The sequence below is a fragment of the Haliscomenobacter sp. genome, assembly GCF_965225875.1.
Taxonomy (GTDB): Bacteria; Bacteroidota; Bacteroidia; order Chitinophagales; family Saprospiraceae; genus Haliscomenobacter.
Genome location: NZ_CBDDBS010000003.1, coordinates 1,929,673 through 1,946,721, shown reverse-complemented (window position 1 = coordinate 1,946,721; position 17,049 = coordinate 1,929,673). Strand labels below are relative to the sequence as shown.

Annotated in this window: 15 protein-coding genes; 11 read left to right on the top strand and 4 right to left on the bottom strand. The window is 45.5% G+C overall.

Features of this window, described 5'->3' with window-relative positions:
- Positions 1–161: 161 nt before the first annotated feature.
- Together ACO08K_RS28095 and ACO08K_RS28090 are read right to left on the bottom strand one after the other, a co-directional pair.
- Positions 162–599, bottom strand: a complete 438-nt coding sequence (locus ACO08K_RS28095; RefSeq protein WP_421799821.1) for a hypothetical protein — start codon at positions 597–599, stop codon at positions 162–164.
- A gap of 46 nt (positions 600–645) precedes the next feature.
- Complete coding sequence (locus tag ACO08K_RS28090; protein WP_421799820.1) at positions 646–873, bottom strand: Rpn family recombination-promoting nuclease/putative transposase; 228 nt, start codon at positions 871–873, stop codon at positions 646–648.
- 284 nt (positions 874–1,157) lie between these two features.
- Between ACO08K_RS28090 and ACO08K_RS28085 the strand changes: the two genes are divergently transcribed.
- The 7 genes from ACO08K_RS28085 to ACO08K_RS28055 all read left to right on the top strand — a co-directional run bounded on the left by ACO08K_RS28085 (position 1,158) and on the right by ACO08K_RS28055 (position 6,746).
- Positions 1,158–2,678, top strand: coding sequence for a S10 family peptidase (locus ACO08K_RS28085; protein ID WP_421799819.1), 1,521 nt, complete (start codon positions 1,158–1,160; stop codon positions 2,676–2,678).
- Positions 2,679–2,801: 123 nt separating this feature from the next.
- On the top strand, positions 2,802–3,281 hold the full coding sequence (locus tag ACO08K_RS28080) for a DinB family protein (RefSeq protein ID WP_421799818.1): 480 nt from the start codon (positions 2,802–2,804) through the stop codon (positions 3,279–3,281).
- Between the two features lie 94 nt (positions 3,282–3,375).
- On the top strand, positions 3,376–3,702 hold the full coding sequence (locus ACO08K_RS28075) for a hypothetical protein (RefSeq protein ID WP_421799817.1): 327 nt from the start codon (positions 3,376–3,378) through the stop codon (positions 3,700–3,702).
- Positions 3,703–3,869: 167 nt separating this feature from the next.
- Entirely contained in the window at positions 3,870–4,109 is a 240-nt protein-coding gene (locus ACO08K_RS28070; RefSeq protein WP_421799816.1) for a DUF433 domain-containing protein, read from the top strand.
- 555 nt (positions 4,110–4,664) lie between these two features.
- Positions 4,665–5,111, top strand: a complete 447-nt coding sequence (locus ACO08K_RS28065; protein WP_421799815.1) for an AAA family ATPase — start codon at positions 4,665–4,667, stop codon at positions 5,109–5,111.
- A complete protein-coding gene (locus ACO08K_RS28060; protein WP_421799814.1) occupies positions 5,101–5,862 on the top strand; it encodes a tRNA(His) guanylyltransferase Thg1 family protein in 762 nt (253 codons plus the stop codon). Before ACO08K_RS28065 ends, ACO08K_RS28060 begins: the two co-directional genes overlap by 11 nt.
- Before the next feature lie 95 nt (positions 5,863–5,957).
- On the top strand, positions 5,958–6,746 hold the full coding sequence (locus ACO08K_RS28055) for an SDR family oxidoreductase (protein ID WP_421799813.1): 789 nt from the start codon (positions 5,958–5,960) through the stop codon (positions 6,744–6,746).
- A gap of 197 nt (positions 6,747–6,943) precedes the next feature.
- Here the strand turns inward: ACO08K_RS28055 and ACO08K_RS28050 are convergent, their stop codons facing one another.
- Positions 6,944–7,447, bottom strand: a complete 504-nt coding sequence (locus ACO08K_RS28050; protein ID WP_421799812.1) for a fasciclin domain-containing protein — start codon at positions 7,445–7,447, stop codon at positions 6,944–6,946.
- A gap of 201 nt (positions 7,448–7,648) precedes the next feature.
- Here ACO08K_RS28050 and ACO08K_RS28045 point away from each other — a divergent pair, with 201 nt between their 5' ends.
- The 3 genes from ACO08K_RS28045 to ACO08K_RS28035 all read left to right on the top strand — a co-directional run bounded on the left by ACO08K_RS28045 (position 7,649) and on the right by ACO08K_RS28035 (position 9,807).
- Positions 7,649–8,074, top strand: coding sequence for a DUF4174 domain-containing protein (locus ACO08K_RS28045; RefSeq protein WP_421799811.1), 426 nt, complete (start codon positions 7,649–7,651; stop codon positions 8,072–8,074).
- A 140-nt stretch (positions 8,075–8,214) separates the two neighbouring features.
- Entirely contained in the window at positions 8,215–9,231 is a 1,017-nt protein-coding gene (locus tag ACO08K_RS28040) for an SH3 domain-containing protein (RefSeq protein ID WP_421799810.1), read from the top strand.
- A gap of 48 nt (positions 9,232–9,279) precedes the next feature.
- Positions 9,280–9,807: a GrpB family protein gene (locus ACO08K_RS28035; RefSeq protein ID WP_421799809.1), complete on the top strand. Its 528-nt coding sequence runs from the start codon at positions 9,280–9,282 to the stop codon at positions 9,805–9,807.
- Positions 9,808–9,821: 14 nt separating this feature from the next.
- Here the strand turns inward: ACO08K_RS28035 and ACO08K_RS28030 are convergent, their stop codons facing one another.
- The gene (locus ACO08K_RS28030; RefSeq protein WP_421799808.1) at positions 9,822–11,081 is read right to left on the bottom strand and encodes an alpha/beta hydrolase; all 1,260 of its coding nucleotides are present in this window, start codon (positions 11,079–11,081) and stop codon (positions 9,822–9,824) included.
- Positions 11,082–11,546: 465 nt separating this feature from the next.
- Here ACO08K_RS28030 and ACO08K_RS28025 point away from each other — a divergent pair, with 465 nt between their 5' ends.
- Positions 11,547–17,045 carry a DUF4062 domain-containing protein gene (locus ACO08K_RS28025; protein ID WP_421799807.1) on the top strand — a complete coding sequence of 1,833 codons (5,499 nt, stop codon included), beginning with the start codon at positions 11,547–11,549 and terminating at the stop codon, positions 17,043–17,045.
- Positions 17,046–17,049 lie beyond the last annotated feature (4 nt).

The following is a 17,049-nucleotide window of genomic DNA, read 5'->3' as shown; positions in this document are numbered from 1 at the left end:
GGAAGAGATTAGGGAAGAAGTTGAAAAACCGCTGGAATGATCAGGAGGGGGTATTGGTATTTTCACTGCTCGACTAAGTTTTTTCGATTAGTTGTCAGGCTGAGCGGCGGGTGTAGCGTCGGGAGATTATGCAGCAACGTTGTGTATAGAGAAAAATCAACCTAAACAAACTTAGCCTGATAAGCTTCCAGTGTTTGAGTAGCAACAGCCTCATTTAGCCCTTCTGCCTGCAGATGCGCTGAAAGGATTTCGATTACGCGCTCCAAGCTAGTGCCAGATAGTAAGGCAATTTTCTCCAAGGAAAACTCCTGGAAGGACCATAGGTTTTTGATGAATTCGCGCTCTTTGAGCTCGACACCTTTTTCGATGCCTTCTGCTTGAATCATGTCGTAAGTACTCATTGCTTTGTGATTTAAATTATCCGGAAAGTGCTTGATGAACCGATTGATGGTTTCCCGCTCAATTTCGGCGTTTTTGAAAAGATATGCAAGCAGGGAAACGATAAAGTCGCTAACCTGTTGGTTTTTGGGCTCTAGGTGAATAAAGATCAATTCGGGATGCTCAAGAACGAATTTCGGCTCCCAAATGTGTTTGAGCATGAGCAAGGCATTGATGAGCAAGCCCTTTTTTAGTTCCAAAATTTGCTCATCGGAAAGCGCCCGTACATTGGTGAGGATGTAGTCGAAACGTGGTAAATAAGGCAATAAACTCGGGGGTAACCCAACTGCCATTCACCCGCTCCAGTCGGCTCAAATCCAGGCTTTGGTATACCTCCTTTGGCAACAACTGCTCCAGATAATCTCGCGCAATCTCCAGCTGCCCAAAGGAGGCTTTGAAAAATTCATCGTGAGACTTGTTTGGGTAATCCGACATCCTCAAAGTTTGTGTTTGGAAGAATTAGCTACGAAAGTAGTGGGGATAGTGGGCTGGGGCGAGGCACTTTTGGCAAGTTTTGACCAGGGCAAATTGAGCGGATTGGAGGATGAGCAAGGCTGAAGCGAGAATAATTGCAGCGGGTGCGGAACGCATTACAGCCATTTTGGATTTGGAACTGGGCGGTCCGCCGGGTATTGGAAGAAGGCATTTAAAATTATTAAAAATTACCTATATCTTCACTTACCTTAGCTCATCTCCCTAACCATTCAATTTTAGATCAAATGAATAAAAAAAATGCACTCATCGGTATTTTGGCCCTGGCTTTACTGTACGTTATGCCAGCCTTCTCGCAGGTAGATACCTTGAAAGGCACCAAGCCCGAAAAATTTGTCACCAAACACAGTGCAAAAATTGAAGGCAAAGTCATCAATTATACGGCCACCGTGGGCACACTGATTCTGAGAAATGAAAAAGACGAACCCATTGCTGCTTTTGGTTACACCGCCTACACCAAAGATGGGGAGACCGACTTGAGTAAGCGTCCGATCACCTTCTCTTACAATGGTGGCCCTGGCTCTTCCTCTATGTGGTTGCACATGGGTATAATGGGCCCGCGCAGAGTGGTGGTCAACGACCCGCAACCCAATGGCCCCGCCCCTTACAGGATTGAGGACAACAATTACTCCATCCTCGATGTATCGGATGTGGTGATGATGGATCCCGTAGGAACCGGATTGAGCCGGGCAGTGGGCAAGGCCAAAAACACCGACTTTTGGGGCGTTGATCCCGACATTCGATCGGTGAGCCAATTCATCAAAAACTATGTGCATGAAAACGAAAGATGGAACTCACCAAAATACCTCCTGGGTGAAAGCTATGGTACGTTTCGTTCAGCTGGGGTTGCCGATTACCTGCAGTCCAGTTTTGGCATTTCCGTCAATGGCGTCGTGCTGGTGTCCAATGTATTGGAAATCAGGACTTTGGCCTACAATCCCGGCGATGACATTTCTTATGTAGTCAACTTTCCTACCTACGCAGCAACCGCCTGGTACCACAACAAACTCGCCAGCAAACCCGCCAGTTTGGATGCTTTTTTGGTCGAAGTAAGAAAATTCTGCTGGGGTGAATATGCGACCGCCTTGATGCAAGGCGATCAGTTGGGTGCTGCAGAAAGGGAAAACATCCTGACCAAACTGGTAGCTTACTCAGGAATCAGCAAAGAGTACTGGGACAAAGCAAACTTGCGGGTAAATCAACCCCAGTTTGCCCAGGAATTGTTGCGCAGCTCAAGCATGGAAGTTGGTCGACTCGATTCTCGTTACAAAGGCATCACCACCAATGTATTGAGCGAATATACCTCTAAAGACCCGCAAGCTACGGACATTGCTCCGGCTTACATTTCAGCATTCATGCATTACTACACCACCGAATTGAAGGTAAGCAAAGACAAGACCTACAATACCAGTGCTTACGGTTTGCAAGGGTTCAATTGGGATTGGAAACACAAGCGGAGTGAGGGCCTCTTTGGCGATGCTTGCCCCCCTACGACTGCTCCAGACCTCCTCAACGCCATGACCAACAATCCGCGCATGAAGATTCTGGTAATGAATGGCATTTACGATATGGCTACGCCTTTTGGCGCCACCGAATACACCTTTGACCACATGGGCTTGAATAAAACCCTCAAAGCCAATGTAACCCAAAAATACTACGAAGCGGGACACATGATGTACACCCACGAGGCTTCGGCAGCAAAGTTCAAAAAGGATGTGGTGGAATTTATTGCCAGCACCTTGAAGTAATGATTTTGGGTAGATTGATCACGCTCATCCGAGTATAGCCCCAAGCCCCCAAACATTCTTCATCCCGAATTTTTCAAAAACCATAAAGCAACAATTTTTTTAGCACAAAAGAAATTCAAACTCATGGTGAAAACCTATCGAGAAGGCCCTGTAGGGGCATTGTTGGATGAGTACGAACGCGCAGCAGACGAACTCAAAAATGTCCTTTCCGACATTGATTCGCACCATTTTTTGGCCATAGTTGACCATGAAACCAGTGACCCAGATTGTGTTTCGGTTGAACGCATTTTAAACCATGTTGTAAATGCGGGTTATGGATATGCTATTTTAATTCGCAAACAATTTGGCGACGCATTCACTGAAAAAATACAAGCAAAACCAATGCAAACGCCTCAGGATGCTTGTCTGGAACTAGACCAAATGCTGCAGTATACAGCTGAGACACTCGAGAATAAAATGCAAATTACGCTTGAAGAAATTCTCAATAACCTCATCAAAGTTTCCTGGGGACAACAGTATGATTTTGAGCAACTGCTCGAGCATGCTATTGTGCATGTGCTTCGGCACCGTAGGCAAATCGAAAAATTTAAATTGCGCCGCTAGCCCAATGTACGGTTGTGAAGACCATGCATTAGTGTTGCGTTTTGGGGGTAATGAGGAAGACTTGGTCGAGTGGTTATTAACAAAAACTCAATCTATGAAAAGTCAGTCGGAACTTTTAGATACTTTGAAGGATGCGCTAAGAGATGGCTATACCAACGAACTTGAATATGTATTTGAATTCTTTTTTATGTATCCTACTCAAAGCATAGATATTATCTCATCAAAAACGGGTAGATATGTTGTAATTGAAAATTTTGAGAAAAATGACCTAGAGGAACTTGAAAAACAGGGAATTATAGTAAAAATTTCTGCAGTAAAATACGGTGTTGGGGGTAATGTATTAGACAACTCAGCAGGTGAACACGAAATAGTTGAAAAAAGGATCAAATATAGGGTGGTGGATTTTGAAAGAGGCAAGTAATGGATTTGCAATGCCCCAGAATTGTACCAGTGTTGGGGCTTAGCAGTTAAGGGGGAAGATTTGAACGAACTGGTAAATCCCCAGCAAGTTCCTTTTTTGAAAATTATTTCACGCGGTATAGCATACTCGTGCATAAAACCCTAAATTGGGTGACAAAATCAGACCAAATGGAGCATCCATTTTTGCATATTGTATCTGACCCAGAAATTCTTGGAGGAAAACCCTGTATTACTGGAACGCGCATCAGCGTAGAGCTCATCATGGAATGGCTCGGCACCGGAGGTACTGTCGAGAGCATTGCCGCAAAACACCCTTTGCTTACACCCGAGTTGGTGATGGAAGCAATCCGTTACGCTGCACGTTTTGCCAAAAATGAAATCATTATTGAAGTACAGACGGCAGCATGATCAGCGTCAAAGACCTGAAATATTTAAGAAGACAAGGTAAAATTGAGAATACGTATTTTTGAATAGGTAGGTACAAATGGCTCAGCTATATCGATAGCCCTGGTTTCACCCAAAGTAATCTGGCAAAAAGTAGACTACATTCATCAAGACCCGGTTCGGGCTGGATGGGTGGATAAAGCAGAAGAGTATCTGTACAGCAGTGCTCGGAATTATGTATTTGAAAATGATGGGTGTTTGCTGGAGGTAGACTTGCTAGAGCCGTATTTGGCAAGGAGTAGCTTTGTATATTTGCCTGGTTTTGATGATCAAATGTGATGGGGGATTGTGGGTCTTATTCAGTATTTTGCATGCTCTTGCGTCTTGAAGACGCGGGGATAATAGGTGCAGGTCATGAGACACTGCACCAGCGTTTCAGCCTGAAGTGAGGCTCTAATCTTCTCTGGAAAGACGCACGGCCCTGCGTCTCTACCCTGCCGTCTAAATCTAGAGTTGATCGTTTTCCCAGCCCTTGGAATCTTTCACCCCCCATTCTTGTTTACCCCCCAAAAAAACCTCATGCAAGCCATCCTCTTCATCGGCATCCAGGCCAGTGGAAAAACCACCTTTTACCTCAACAACTTCTTCCGCACCCACGTCCACATCTCTCTGGATCAGCTCAACACGCGCAACAAGGAAGCCCAGTTCATCGACACCTGTTTGTGTACCCAGCAGGGTTTCGTGATCGACAATACCAACCCGACCCGTGCCGAGCGAAAAGGTTACATCGACAAGGCCAAATCCTGGCACTTCCGGGTGATTGCGTATTACTTTCAATCCAGCCTGGAACAAGCGCTGATGTGGAATGCCCAGCGTGAAGGCAAAGCCCGAATACCCGACCTGGGCATCAAGGGCACTTACCGCAAATTGGAACTTCCCACCCTTGACGAAGGTTTTGATGAACTGTACTACGTCGCTTACGAAGACAACAATTGGCAAGTCAAAACCTGGAACAATGAAATTTGACGATTTAGACCTCAAAATGCGGATCTACGAAACTGCGCCCGACCGCTGCGTAGTGCCCAATATGTACATGGTGGCGCGGCTGGACGGCCGCAATTTTACCCGACTCACCAAGGAGACCTATGCTTTTGAAGCCCCATTCGACGAAAAATTCCGGGATTTGATGATTGAAACCCTCAAACACCTGATGAACTGCGGCTTCAAAGTCATTTACGGCTATACCGAAAGTGATGAAATCTCCTTGTTGTTTGATTTGAATGAAAATACCTTTGGCCGCAAACACCGCAAATACACTTCCATTTTGGCCGGAGAGGCCAGTGCCAAATTCTCCAGCCTGTTAGGTGGCATGGGTGTTTTTGATTGTCGCATCGCGGAGTTGCCCAATGCCGAATTGGTGGTGGATTATTTTCGTTGGCGCAATGAAGACGCCTACCGCAATGCCCTCAACGCCCACTGTTACTGGCGTTTGCGGCAGGAGCAACTGAACAGCAGCCAGGCTACCCGGCAACTCGAAAACTTGAGTGTGGCGCAGAAAAATGAGCTCTTGTTTCAGCGCGGGATCAATTTTAACGATTTGCCCAATTGGCAAAAGCGGGGGATTGGGGCCTATTGGAAGCCGTATTCCAAGGAGGGCCTGAATCCAGTTTCGGGGCAAAATGCTCGGGTAGAACGCAGCGCTTTGTACATTGATCTGGACTTGCCCATGCGGGAAAATTACAGCCAAATGGTAAGTAGTTTTCTGGGTGCTCAATGATAGGAGAGGGGCTTCGGGATGCCATTCAATTTTGCCACCTCAAGCAAAATCCCTAATTTGAGCAATGAACTTTGACATTTACTCAACAGCACAGCATGAACTTCAAGGATAAAATTGTGTGGCTTACCGGCGCCTCTTCGGGTTTGGGTGAAGCGATGGCCAAAGCCTTTAATGCAGCAGGGGCCAGGCTGATTTTGTCTTCGCGCAACGCCAGCGACTTACAACGAGTACAAGCCTCCCTGCCGCGGCAGGAAATCCCCTCCGCCATTTTGCCTTTGGATTTGCGGAAGTATGAAGTATTCCCGGCATTGGCTCAACAAGCCATTGCCCTTTTTGGAAACATTGATATCCTGGTCAACAATGCCGGGATTAGCCAACGCAGCCTGGCCATCGATACCCCCTTTGAAGATGACCTCAAAATCCTGGAAACCGACCTGATCGGCACCATTGCGCTGACCAAAGCGATGCTGCCACATTTGTTGGAGCGAAAAGGGCAAATTGTGGTCATTAGTAGTGTCATGGGGAAAATCAATACCAAATACCGCAGCACTTACGCCGCCGCGAAACACGGGGTGGTTGGTTTTTTTGAATCCCTACGACTCGAAGTGGAGGATCTTGGCTTAAATGTATGCCATATTTTACCTGGATTCATTGCTACCAACATTGCCAGGAATGCAGTTGGAATTACCGAGGAGGGACTCAAAAACAGCCGCAACGCCCAGGGGATGCAAGCGGATGTATTTGCCCAAAAAGCACTCAAGGCCATCTACCAGCGGCAAAAAAACGTATACATCGGTGGAGCAAAAGAGCAGCTGGCCATGTTGCTGAAACGCTTGGCGCCCGGCCTTTTTGACCGGGTTATCAAAAATCAAAAAGTGACCTGAATGCTTGGGAAGCGATCTGATTGGTATCTGTTTGAAAGTTGAGGTAGCTCCACTAGCCCAAATCTTCTTTATTAAAAATCCCGAATCTTGACCTCAATCAAAATTCGGGATGACGAACTGTTTCTTTTAGACTTTATGAATTGGAGCTGTATGGTGATCAAGCAGCTGCCTGTTCAAGACTAAAACAATTTGCTCAATTATTTCGGTAATACTACACTGTCAATGACATGTATTACACCGTTTGAGCCGGTCAAGTCTGTTGCGGTAACGTATGCAACGCCACCGTTTTCGTCAGTCAATTTTACTTTCTTTTTCTCCAAAGACGCGGTAAGTTTACCTCCACTTACCGTTGTAAGCACAACCTTACCTTTACCTTTTTTAATGGCAGCCAAAACAGCTTTGGCATTCAAATTGCCAGCCACTACGTGGTAAGTTAAAATTTGGGCAAGCTTAGCTTTATTAGCTGGCTCCAATAGAGAAGAAACGGTACCTGCAGGCAACTTGTCGAAAGCTGCATTGACCGGGGCGAATACCGTGAAAGGTCCCTGTCCACTCAGCGTCGTAACAAGATCAGCTGCTTTGAGGGCTGCTACCAAGGTAGTGTGGTCGGCAGAACCAACGGCAATTTCTACAATTGATTTGGTTTGGGCGAAGCTTGTAGTTGATACAAGCAAGGAAAAAATAAAAAAGAAATGTTTCATTTCGATATGGTTTGCCTGCCTAACAGAACGATTGGGTAAAGGTTTTAGAAAAGGGTGTACTGGTGGATCTTTCTGTTGAAAAGACAAAAAAGCGACATCTTTAGGCAGCCAACAATTGTTGAGCAATTTAGTTGAGTGGCCAATTTAGGGGCGGTTTACGTTCTAACTGCTCAGCATTTGCCTAATTTATTCCCATTTCATATGAATACTCCAATGTTTTCCTTCATTTTATATTTTGCCTTTGGCGTATTGTGTGGCTCCACCCTTTTTGCTCAACCATTGGATCAGTACCGCTGGAAAAATCGAATTTTATTGGTTTTTGCTCCTGATCCCCAAGACCAGCACCTCAAGGATCAACTGTCACTGCTCAATGCTAGTCGTGCTGGGTTAGTTGACCGGGACCTGAAGGTAATCGTGCTGGACCCAAAATCAAACACCAGTTTACCTACTGCCGACTCCAAACATTTGTACCAAGTTTACAAAGTTGAAAAAGACACTTTCAGGGTCCTGCTCATCGGCAAAGATGGTACGGAAAAATTAAGAACCAGTCAGCCTATTTTACCTATTGATCTTTTCCGCATCATCGATGCAATGCCCATGCGACAATCAGAGATGAAGCGGAATTGAAGGGTAGGCACTGCACCAACCTTGTGCCTTGCACATTAATGACGGCTCTACTGCAATTCCGCATAAAAAATAAAATTTTTTCCTCGCCCATACCGTTACATCCAGCGAATCCTATTTAAAACTAAACACACCTAAAACACATGAGAACCAGCTTCGTTTTCGCAGCCATCTTGCTGATGGCCACCACCTTCTCGTCTTCAACTACCATTGGCACGCCAATAACATCGACTAAAGCTTATCCTCTGGCAGCAAAATCCAGTGCCATCGTCACGTTTATCACTCAGGTTGACAAATTAAGAATCCGGGAAAGACCGGATCTCAATGCCCCCGTAGTAGCCGAACTTCCGGACCAGGAATACGTGCGCTATTTGCACGAAACGGGAGGCGCCCCCACTGAAGTAACCTTGCGGGGGATAAAACAGCAAGGGACCTGGTACAAAGTAGCCTGGCCATCCTATGAGGACTCCGGAAGAAAAAAGGTGGAAGGATGGGTTTTTTCTGGAGGCCTAAGCTTGGCCAATATTGAGTTTAGTGGAGACATTGCAACAGAGTTAAATTTCGATTTTTTAAGCGGGAAAAAGATTACCAAGGCGCAGTTTGACACCCAGGCGGCACTGTATAAAGACCATTTCCACGATGACACCAAAAAATATTCCAGCAACAAAGGACCGCTTAAGTTGCCGCTGGACAATGGTGGGGTTAAGGTTGTTGGGAATGCTCCTTGTAGAATCCCACCCTCAAAAGAGCTTGAACCAGAATCATACCAGGGGCAATTTCCTGAATATGGCTGGTATTTAATTGGTAGACAGTGTAATCACGCGGAGATAGCAGATGACTGGGGCTACCTGGTGCGTAAGTCGGACGGGAAAACCGAAGTCGAAATCTCTGAGTCCATTCCGCCGACAATTGCACCCAATGGGCAAAACATCGGGATCAATTTTTCTGAAGATTGTGGTGGCGTGATCGGGATCGATTTTTTTCGACTGCGGCACAAGCAATGGAGTTCTTTTAGCATCACCTTCGATTACCCAATAAAAATAGAAAAGTTGATTTGGTCACCGGATTCAAAGTACTGCCTGGCTAAATGTTCCCTTTATGCTGATTATCAGGATGATAAAACAATTGACACCCATTATTACAGCATTTCCTTCCCATAGTGAAAAACTGTAAGAGCAGTCCACCTCAATCATTTACAAAACCAGCCAATGCTAATCGAAAAATACAACCCAGCCTGGGTGACCCAATTCAACGCCATCAAAAGTCAACTTGAAACCGTTCTAGGCGGCCTTGAATGCAGCATTGAACACGTGGGTAGTACCTCAGTACCCGACCTGGATTCCAAACCCATCATTGACATCGACATTGTATACCAGGCTAAGCCCGATTTTGAAAAAATAAAGCAGGGCCTTGAAAAAATTGGCTATTACCACAATGGAAACCAGGGGCTTGAAGGCCGGGAGGTGTTCAAAAGGAGTGGCCAATTGAGCAATGAGGTATTGGACCACATTCAGCACCATCTTTACGTTTGCCCAAGGGGCAGCAAAACCCTGGAAAGGCACCTTTTATCCCGCAACCATCTGCGCAAAAATGAGGAGGCCAGGATGAAATACCAGCAAATGAAATACGCATTGGCGGAACAATCCAATCAGGATCGAAAAAAATACCAGGAACTGAAAGAACTGTATGTGAATGATTTTATTGATGCAATGATAGCAGCGGAGAAAGACCAATAATGAGATCATGGAGCTTAGCGTTGACTAAACACCTCAATCACCACTTCCTTTCCCTCTACGATCTCCACCACATAATCCTTTACATCGCCTGGTCTTTGTTTTTTGAAGACCTTTTGCTTGTCAATACTCGGATTGAGGTTTCTTTTTCTCAAAAACTCGCCCCATTCCTTTTTGTCCGCATCGGTGAGGGTATTGTCTCTTTGTTTGGCCATCATGTTGATCATAAAAGGATCGCGGCTATTGCTGGTCCAGCGGGTCGCTTCCTGGCGAACTTCTACTTTGTATTTTCCCTTTACCGGCCCTTGTTCGGCGGGCATGGAAAATCGGCCCAGCTCTCCGGTGCCTGTATTGGTCATATAAACGATGACCGGAGGATCATTGGGATTGTCCAGCGGAGTGAGCACGATCATTCCCCTTAAAAGTGGGCTACCATCCAATTTTACCAGCCCATTCAAAGCCAGGCGTTTTTTGGGAGAAAGGAACCCGTTGGTATGCATCCAGTTCCAAAGCAACTTGGGCCATTCGCCCAAAATGGGATCACCTAACGCGAAGCCACTGCCGTGCACCCCGTTTTGAAAAAAATGGGCTTCCACCGGGACCTTATTTTTAACCATATCCACAAAGAGGGTACTTAGTCCATTCAGACTTCCGGCGTCTTCCACCGTGCCAAACATAAAAGTGGGCGGCACTTGTTTTAGCCGTTCTGGGGAAAGGGCTGCAGGGAAAGGCATGGCGCCATAGGCCAGGATGTCAAAATTGGGCAAAGCAGATGGTTTTTCCAATGGATCCGTGGCATTGGCATCTCCCAGGCCAGCGTTAAAGCCCAGGTCCGCCACCAACATAGCCCCAGCCGAGAACCCTACCGCGCCCACCCGATCGGGGTCGATCTGATACTGGGCGGCATTGGCTCGGATGTATTGAATGGCTCTTTGGCCATCGGCCAGCCAGTCTTTGCGATCATAAAGTGGTCTGAGTCTGTACCGCAACAAAAAGGCCGTAATGCCCCGCTCTTTTAACCACTGCGCCACCAGCACGCCTTCATGATCGACCGCCCGGATGGTAAAACCACCCCCGGGAATCACCAAAACAGCAGTACCGTTTTGTTTGCTTTTTTCGGGAATAAAAGGGATAACCGCCGGCTTATCCTCGTCGGAAGTACCAGTTGCGCCAGGAGCGCCCTGTGGCCACAGCAAGATGGGCGCAGCCAGTGACGACTGAGCATGGTTCCTGGAAATGGATAGGAAAAACACCAGTAAGTATAGCAGGTATTTCATGTGATCGAATTTAAGTTTTTACAAATTCTCCTTAATAAACTGATCCATCAAATGCACAAACTCTGGTGCAGAAAAATCCTTACCCCCATGCTCCATCTCATTCAGAAATTGTAACTCCGTTTTTATATTCAACATATTTAGTTTTGGATAAAGGATAAAGTTCAATACTTTGGTTGATTGGCCCTAAGAAAGCGATTACTCGCCTTGAAATCAAGGATCATGTTTGGAAAAGGGCTTACGTACTTAGTCTATATTCTATACCAGCCAGAGCAAGGAGTCCTTTGGGTCGGTTCTCTTTGGAGGAGCCCCCATGCTTTGCTTCTCCACTTACCAGGATGCCACCTTCGGAGAAAATAGAGAGACTTCAGTTAGCACGGAAAGTTGTCAGCTGAAAAAAGTAAAGTTGCAAAAAAAAACTAACTTTACTTTCCAAGGTCTACTTCCAAAGAAATCGAGATTGCCAGTATGCCAAGTACAGTTATCAAAGTCTACCTTAGTTCGACCTGGCTCGATTTAAAAGATGAGCGTGAGGCTGTGGAGAGAGCTATCAACCGGCTGCCAGAGGTGAAATTTATAGGTATGGAATACTTTGGCAGTAGAGGTGAAAATACCAAAGAAGCTTCGCTTGAGGATATAGAACCATGTGATTTGTACATCGGCCTACTGGGGCCAAGATACGGTTCGGGAATCGTGGAGGCAGAGTATGAACGCGCCCAGGAGTTGGGCAAACCATGCCTATGGTATGTCATGGATGAGAAAGCATTGGCAAAAAGCCAGTTCGAGACAGATGATCCTGATAGACTTAAAGCGTTTCTAAAACTCATTTCTGACAATCATCTCCGAAGCACTTTCTCCGATCCAGGTGATCTGGCAGCGAGGGTGGTTACCGACATGCACACCTGGCTACAAGGACATTTTGCAACTGGTCTCAGGACAGTTACTGAAGGGGTTGAGTCGCTTCCCTATGATTACAGTGCCCGTATCGAAAATTTTCTAAACGAATACTTGGGTACAGAACAGCAACCTGTAGCCTTTGGAGGGAGAGGTGAAGAACTAGATATGCTTACAGATTGGTTGAATGATGAAGAACAGACCCCTTACATGCTGCTTGCCGCCCCCGCCGGTAAGGGCAAATCTGCTTTACTTGTACACTGGAGTAAGCTTATGCATGCTGACATAAACTTCGCTATAGTCTTCATGCCGGTTAGTATAAGATTTCGCACCAACCTTTCAGGGGTTTTCTTTGCTTCTTTGGCGGCACGGCTGGCCAAGCTTTACGGTGAAGAGATCAAGGAGTCCTCCAGCCAGACCGTAGAAACGTGGCGCGGTCTTATCGCTCATTTTTTACGTCGTCCCCTACCTGATGGCCGCAAGTTACTTGTAATCATCGATGGAATTGACGAAGCAGCCGACTGGCAAGCTGGAGCAGACCTATTCCCTAACAATCCCCCAAAGCAAGTCAAAATCCTCATTTCTGCCCGGTATGTTGCCGAAGATACCGATGCTACTCAGTGGCTAGATGATTTGGGATGGAACCGAAATCGTTTGGCCACAGTTCTTGGCCTCAAAAACCTTTCCTCTTCTGGCCTGCAAAGTGTAATGGATAGCATGGGATTCCCCGTAGCTCATCTAAGCCGGAATGTCGATATCTTAAAAGAGCTTTTTCGATTGACGGAAGGCGACCCTCTGGTTATTCAACTTTATTTAAATGATTTGTGGCAAAATAGAGAGCAAGCGACAAATTTAACACCCGAAGATTTAAAGGAGATCGAACCTGGCTTGGAGGGCTATTTCAAGCGTTGGTGGAAAGAACAAAAGTCCTTATGGAAGGAACAAAAAAAAGATCCACTGAAAATAAAAGCGGTGAGAGGCATGTTGGACCTGCTGGCTTTTGCTATAGGGCCACTCAAAAAGGAAGAGATTATTCAGCTGGTTGAAGAGGATTGGGAATTAAACTCAACAATACTCATCGAAGAGGCTTTAGAACCCCTAGCTCGTTTTGTTATTGGAGATGGTAACAAACAAGGATATGTCTTCAGCCATTCCCGGCTTGGGTATTACTTTTTTGAACAAACAACCGTTTTAGAAAAAGAAAGATGGGAAGCTCGTTATTTGAATTGGGGGAAATGGATTCTTGATAACCTTTACCTTGGGGACTTGAAACCAAAAGATGTTCCCGTCTACCTTATCCAATATTTCGGTGCCCATTTATCTCGAGGAAATGAGCCGCTGGAGGAACGTATGAAGCTCGTTCACCGAGCTTGGTCTGAGGCTTGGGAATCCTTAGAGGGGACCAAGGCAGGTTTCCTAAATGATGTCGCCCGTGCTAAGCTTTATGCCCGACAATTAAACGGGCAGTTTTTTAAAGAGCAGAAGCCACTCCTATATCTCGGCCAGGAAATAACCTGTATGTTAGCTGAAGCCAGCATACGTAGTTTAGCTGCCAATATACCAAATGAGCTACCTGCTTTGTTACTTCAAACTGGTAAATGGACAAGCGTCCAGATACTAGCTCATGTACGCCAGTTGCCTGATGATAATAGCAAGGTAAGCGTACTTAAGAGCATATTTAATGACCTAAATGAATCATGGCGTGAAGAAGGATTAGCGGCAGCATTTGCTATACAGGATGAATCTGCCAGGGCGAAAATACTTGCGGAATTGGCCTCCTGTCTAAACCAGCAGGAACTGGGAAAAGTTTTGGCGGCAGCATCAGCTATACAGGATGGATCCGCCAGAGCAATGGCTTTTGCAGGGCTGATCCCCTATTTAGATCAGCAAGATAAAGTTTTGGCTACCAAAGCAGCATTAGAGGCTGCGCTAGCTATCCAAGGTGATTCTTCTAGGGCTACTGCGCTTGCGCTTATGGCCCCTGATCTATATCTTGATCGGCAGGGCATGGCGAAAGCCTTGGAAGTTGTTTCAGGATTTGGATTCGAATCTGAGGTGGAACATGTACTCCGGTTTCTTGCCCCACATCTGAACCAAGAGGGTTTGGAAAAAGCCTTAGAAATAGCTTTGCTCATTGAAGGACCGTCCAGAGCATCAATATTGACTAGGTTATCCGAACATTTGAATCCTCCTGGCAAATTTTGGGTTGCCAGAGAAGCGCTAAAGGCTTTATCAGACGGGTTTACAGGGAAAGTTAAAAGCATTGCTGAATTAAAAGAACTTGTTGCTCACCTTGATCCGCAAGGGATAACAGAAGCATTAAAGTTTGTATTAAGCATAAATGATGAGAAGTCTAAAGCCACCGCATTTAGGAACCTGGCCCCACATTTAGACCAGGATGGCCTTGTTCAGGTAATGGCTGCTACAGTGGCTATAAAAGACGAAAGTTGTAGAGTAACAGCGCTCACGAGTTTGATACCTTATCTCGATGAGGACCCTAAAACCCAGGCCATCCATAGCGCGGTAGAGACTTTTTTTACTATACCTGACGAATTCTCAAAAGTACTTGCTCTTGAAGACCTAACCCTGTATTTGGACCAGGATAGCAGAGCCAAGGCTACCACTGAAACTTTGAATGCTGTATTATCAATATCAAATCAGTCTTACCGGGCTTCTGCCCTTAAAAGTCTTATTCCACTTCTAGACCGGAAAGATCATACACAAGTAATAAAAGCTGCTTTTGATTTTCATGGACCTGAGCAGGTTTCCGTCCTTAGAAAATTGGTTCCACATCTTGACCAATATGAAGTTGTGGAAGTAATGAAGGTGGCATTGGAAACCCCATATATTAACTTAAGAACCGATGCGCTTAGAGGTTTTGCCCCGCATTTGAACCACGAGGCTATGGCCCTTAGCATTGAAACCTTATCATTTATTGAAGAAGATGACCAAGCTAATATAATCAGGGGGCTCGCACCACATTTGGACCAGCAGGAACTCTCACAAGTACTAGCAAAATCTTTGGCCATACAAAATGATTCTTATCGAACTGAGGCACTTACTTGTTTGGCCAGGTATCTGGACCAAGATAAAGCTAATGCCGTTGAAGCAGCACTGAATGCAGCATCGACCATACATGATGAATCTTCCAGGGCTAATTTGCTCAAGAATCTGGCACAGTTCCTGGATCATCCTGATAATATTGAAGCTGCTCGAGCAGCGTTGAAGGCTGCCTCTGCGATCCAAAATGATCAATATTCCTCCAGCAAATCCGATGCATTAAAAAATCTGGCTCCATTTTTATACCAAATCGGTATGAACATAGAATTTGCCCTAGCATTTCAGGACGATTTCCACCGCCCTAAAGCACTCATTTCTTTGGCCCCAAATCTAGACAAACAGGACCTGGAAAAAGCATTAGAAGTAATCTTAGGCATTCATCATGAGCCTTTTAGGGCGAATTACCTGGTGGATTTAGCTCCGAACCTGTCTCAAGCGGGAATCAATCAAGTTCTGGAAGCAGTATTAGCCTTCCATAGTGAATACGCAAAAGCCAGGGCAATCGGGGGGATGGCTCGGTACTTAGATATTCAAGCCAATACACAAATGCTTGAAGTCGCATTATCTATGGAAGAGGAAATTAACAGGGCTCTTGCATTGCTAGGCCTGATCCCGTTTCTACTCCAACAGGACAAGGTAGAAGCCATCAAAGCAGCTTTGGATGCAGCATTACTTATACAAGTTGAGTCTTATAAAACCAGTTTACTTACAGATTTAATTCCATATCTTGACAAAAAGGATAAAATCAAAGTGATTAAAGAAGCCTTAGAAGCAGTATCTTCTATGCATTCTTCCCAGAGAGAACCCTCAAAAGCCGATTTGCTCACCAACCTAATTCGACATTTGGATCGACAGGATATGGATAAAGTATTACAGGCTACCTTAAGTATTCAAGACTCATCTAATAGGGCTGATGTCCTCATCTTCCTTGCACCGCATCTCGACCAAGAGGGAAAAGAGAAGGCTAGCAAGGCAGCTCTGGAGGCCGTTTTAGACATTGATGATGGATTTTATAAAACTTCTGCACTCCATAACCTGGTCCCTTATCTTGACCAACAAAGTATCGAACTAGCTTTAGACTGCGCAATAGGTATTCAGGATGAATATTCTAAGGCCGATGCACTAAAAAGCCTCGCCCCTCGCTTGGACAAAATGGGCTTAGAACGAGCTTTGGAAGGTACGCTTACTATCCAATATGGTTATCATAAAGGACATGCAATCAAAGGCTTGGCTCCATATCTAGACCAGCAATGTATGGAACGGGCATTGATAGCGGCATATGCCATTCAGGATGGATCTTATAAAATTGAAGCAATCATAGGCTTGGCTCCTTATCTGGATAGGCAGATAATCGAGCAGGTGTTGGCATCATTTTTAACCATTCAAGAAGAATCGTTAAAAGAAAAGGCTTTCACTGGCTTGGCACCGTATTTAGACCGATTTGGGCTTTCACAGCTGCTAAGGGATGCAATAGTCTTTCAATCCGAAGGTTCCAAAGCCGAAGTGCTAACTGGTCTCGCTCCATACCTGGATCAACATGGCATTGCACAAGCACTGGAGGCGGCATTAGGCATGCAAGATCAACCAGATGGATCTTCTAAGGCCAAATTACTCACTAGATTGGCCCCGTTTCTGGACCATCAGGGTGTTACACAAGCACTGGAGGCGGCATTGGCCATTCATGATGAGCTTTCTAGAGCTAAAGCGCTGATAGGGCTAGCACCATATTTGGATCAAAAGAGCCTCACAAAGGCGCTGGCTGCTGGGATGGCTTTTCAATTTAAATCCTATAGAGCAGATGTATTGAAGGCTGTTTTCTTGAGGATTCAGGAAATAAAAGATTTTGTATTTTACGAAGAACTTATCCCCGCATTGGGCCATCCAAATGATGTTCGAGGCACTATCCTAAACAGAATTTCATATGCTTTACCGATGGTTTACAAGCTAGGTGGCAAAGTCGTAATGAAAGATCTACTCAATGGAATCATAAAGGTGTGTCAATGGTGGCCATGAGGTG

Excerpts from the sequence above, each read along its gene's own strand:
- ACO08K_RS28095 (WP_421799821.1), bottom strand. The coding sequence starts at position 599 with ATGCTCAAACACATTTGGGAGCCGAAATTCGTTCTTGAGCATCCCGAA.
- ACO08K_RS28035 (WP_421799809.1), top strand. The coding sequence starts at position 9,280 with ATGCTAATCGAAAAATACAACCCAGCCTGGGTGACCCAATTCAACGCC.
- ACO08K_RS28080 (WP_421799818.1), top strand. The coding sequence starts at position 2,802 with ATGGTGAAAACCTATCGAGAAGGCCCTGTAGGGGCATTGTTGGATGAG.
- ACO08K_RS28090 (WP_421799820.1), bottom strand. The coding sequence starts at position 873 with ATGTCGGATTACCCAAACAAGTCTCACGATGAATTTTTCAAAGCCTCC.
- ACO08K_RS28060 (WP_421799814.1), top strand. The coding sequence starts at position 5,101 with ATGAAATTTGACGATTTAGACCTCAAAATGCGGATCTACGAAACTGCG.
- ACO08K_RS28085 (WP_421799819.1), top strand. The coding sequence starts at position 1,158 with ATGAATAAAAAAAATGCACTCATCGGTATTTTGGCCCTGGCTTTACTG.
- ACO08K_RS28070 (WP_421799816.1), top strand. The coding sequence starts at position 3,870 with ATGGAGCATCCATTTTTGCATATTGTATCTGACCCAGAAATTCTTGGA.
- ACO08K_RS28050 (WP_421799812.1), bottom strand. The coding sequence starts at position 7,447 with ATGAAACATTTCTTTTTTATTTTTTCCTTGCTTGTATCAACTACAAGC.
- ACO08K_RS28075 (WP_421799817.1), top strand. The coding sequence starts at position 3,376 with ATGAAAAGTCAGTCGGAACTTTTAGATACTTTGAAGGATGCGCTAAGA.
- ACO08K_RS28025 (WP_421799807.1), top strand. The coding sequence starts at position 11,547 with ATGCCAAGTACAGTTATCAAAGTCTACCTTAGTTCGACCTGGCTCGAT.
- ACO08K_RS28030 (WP_421799808.1), bottom strand. The coding sequence starts at position 11,081 with ATGAAATACCTGCTATACTTACTGGTGTTTTTCCTATCCATTTCCAGG.
- ACO08K_RS28040 (WP_421799810.1), top strand. The coding sequence starts at position 8,215 with ATGAGAACCAGCTTCGTTTTCGCAGCCATCTTGCTGATGGCCACCACC.
- ACO08K_RS28045 (WP_421799811.1), top strand. The coding sequence starts at position 7,649 with ATGAATACTCCAATGTTTTCCTTCATTTTATATTTTGCCTTTGGCGTA.
- ACO08K_RS28055 (WP_421799813.1), top strand. The coding sequence starts at position 5,958 with ATGAACTTCAAGGATAAAATTGTGTGGCTTACCGGCGCCTCTTCGGGT.
- ACO08K_RS28065 (WP_421799815.1), top strand. The coding sequence starts at position 4,665 with ATGCAAGCCATCCTCTTCATCGGCATCCAGGCCAGTGGAAAAACCACC.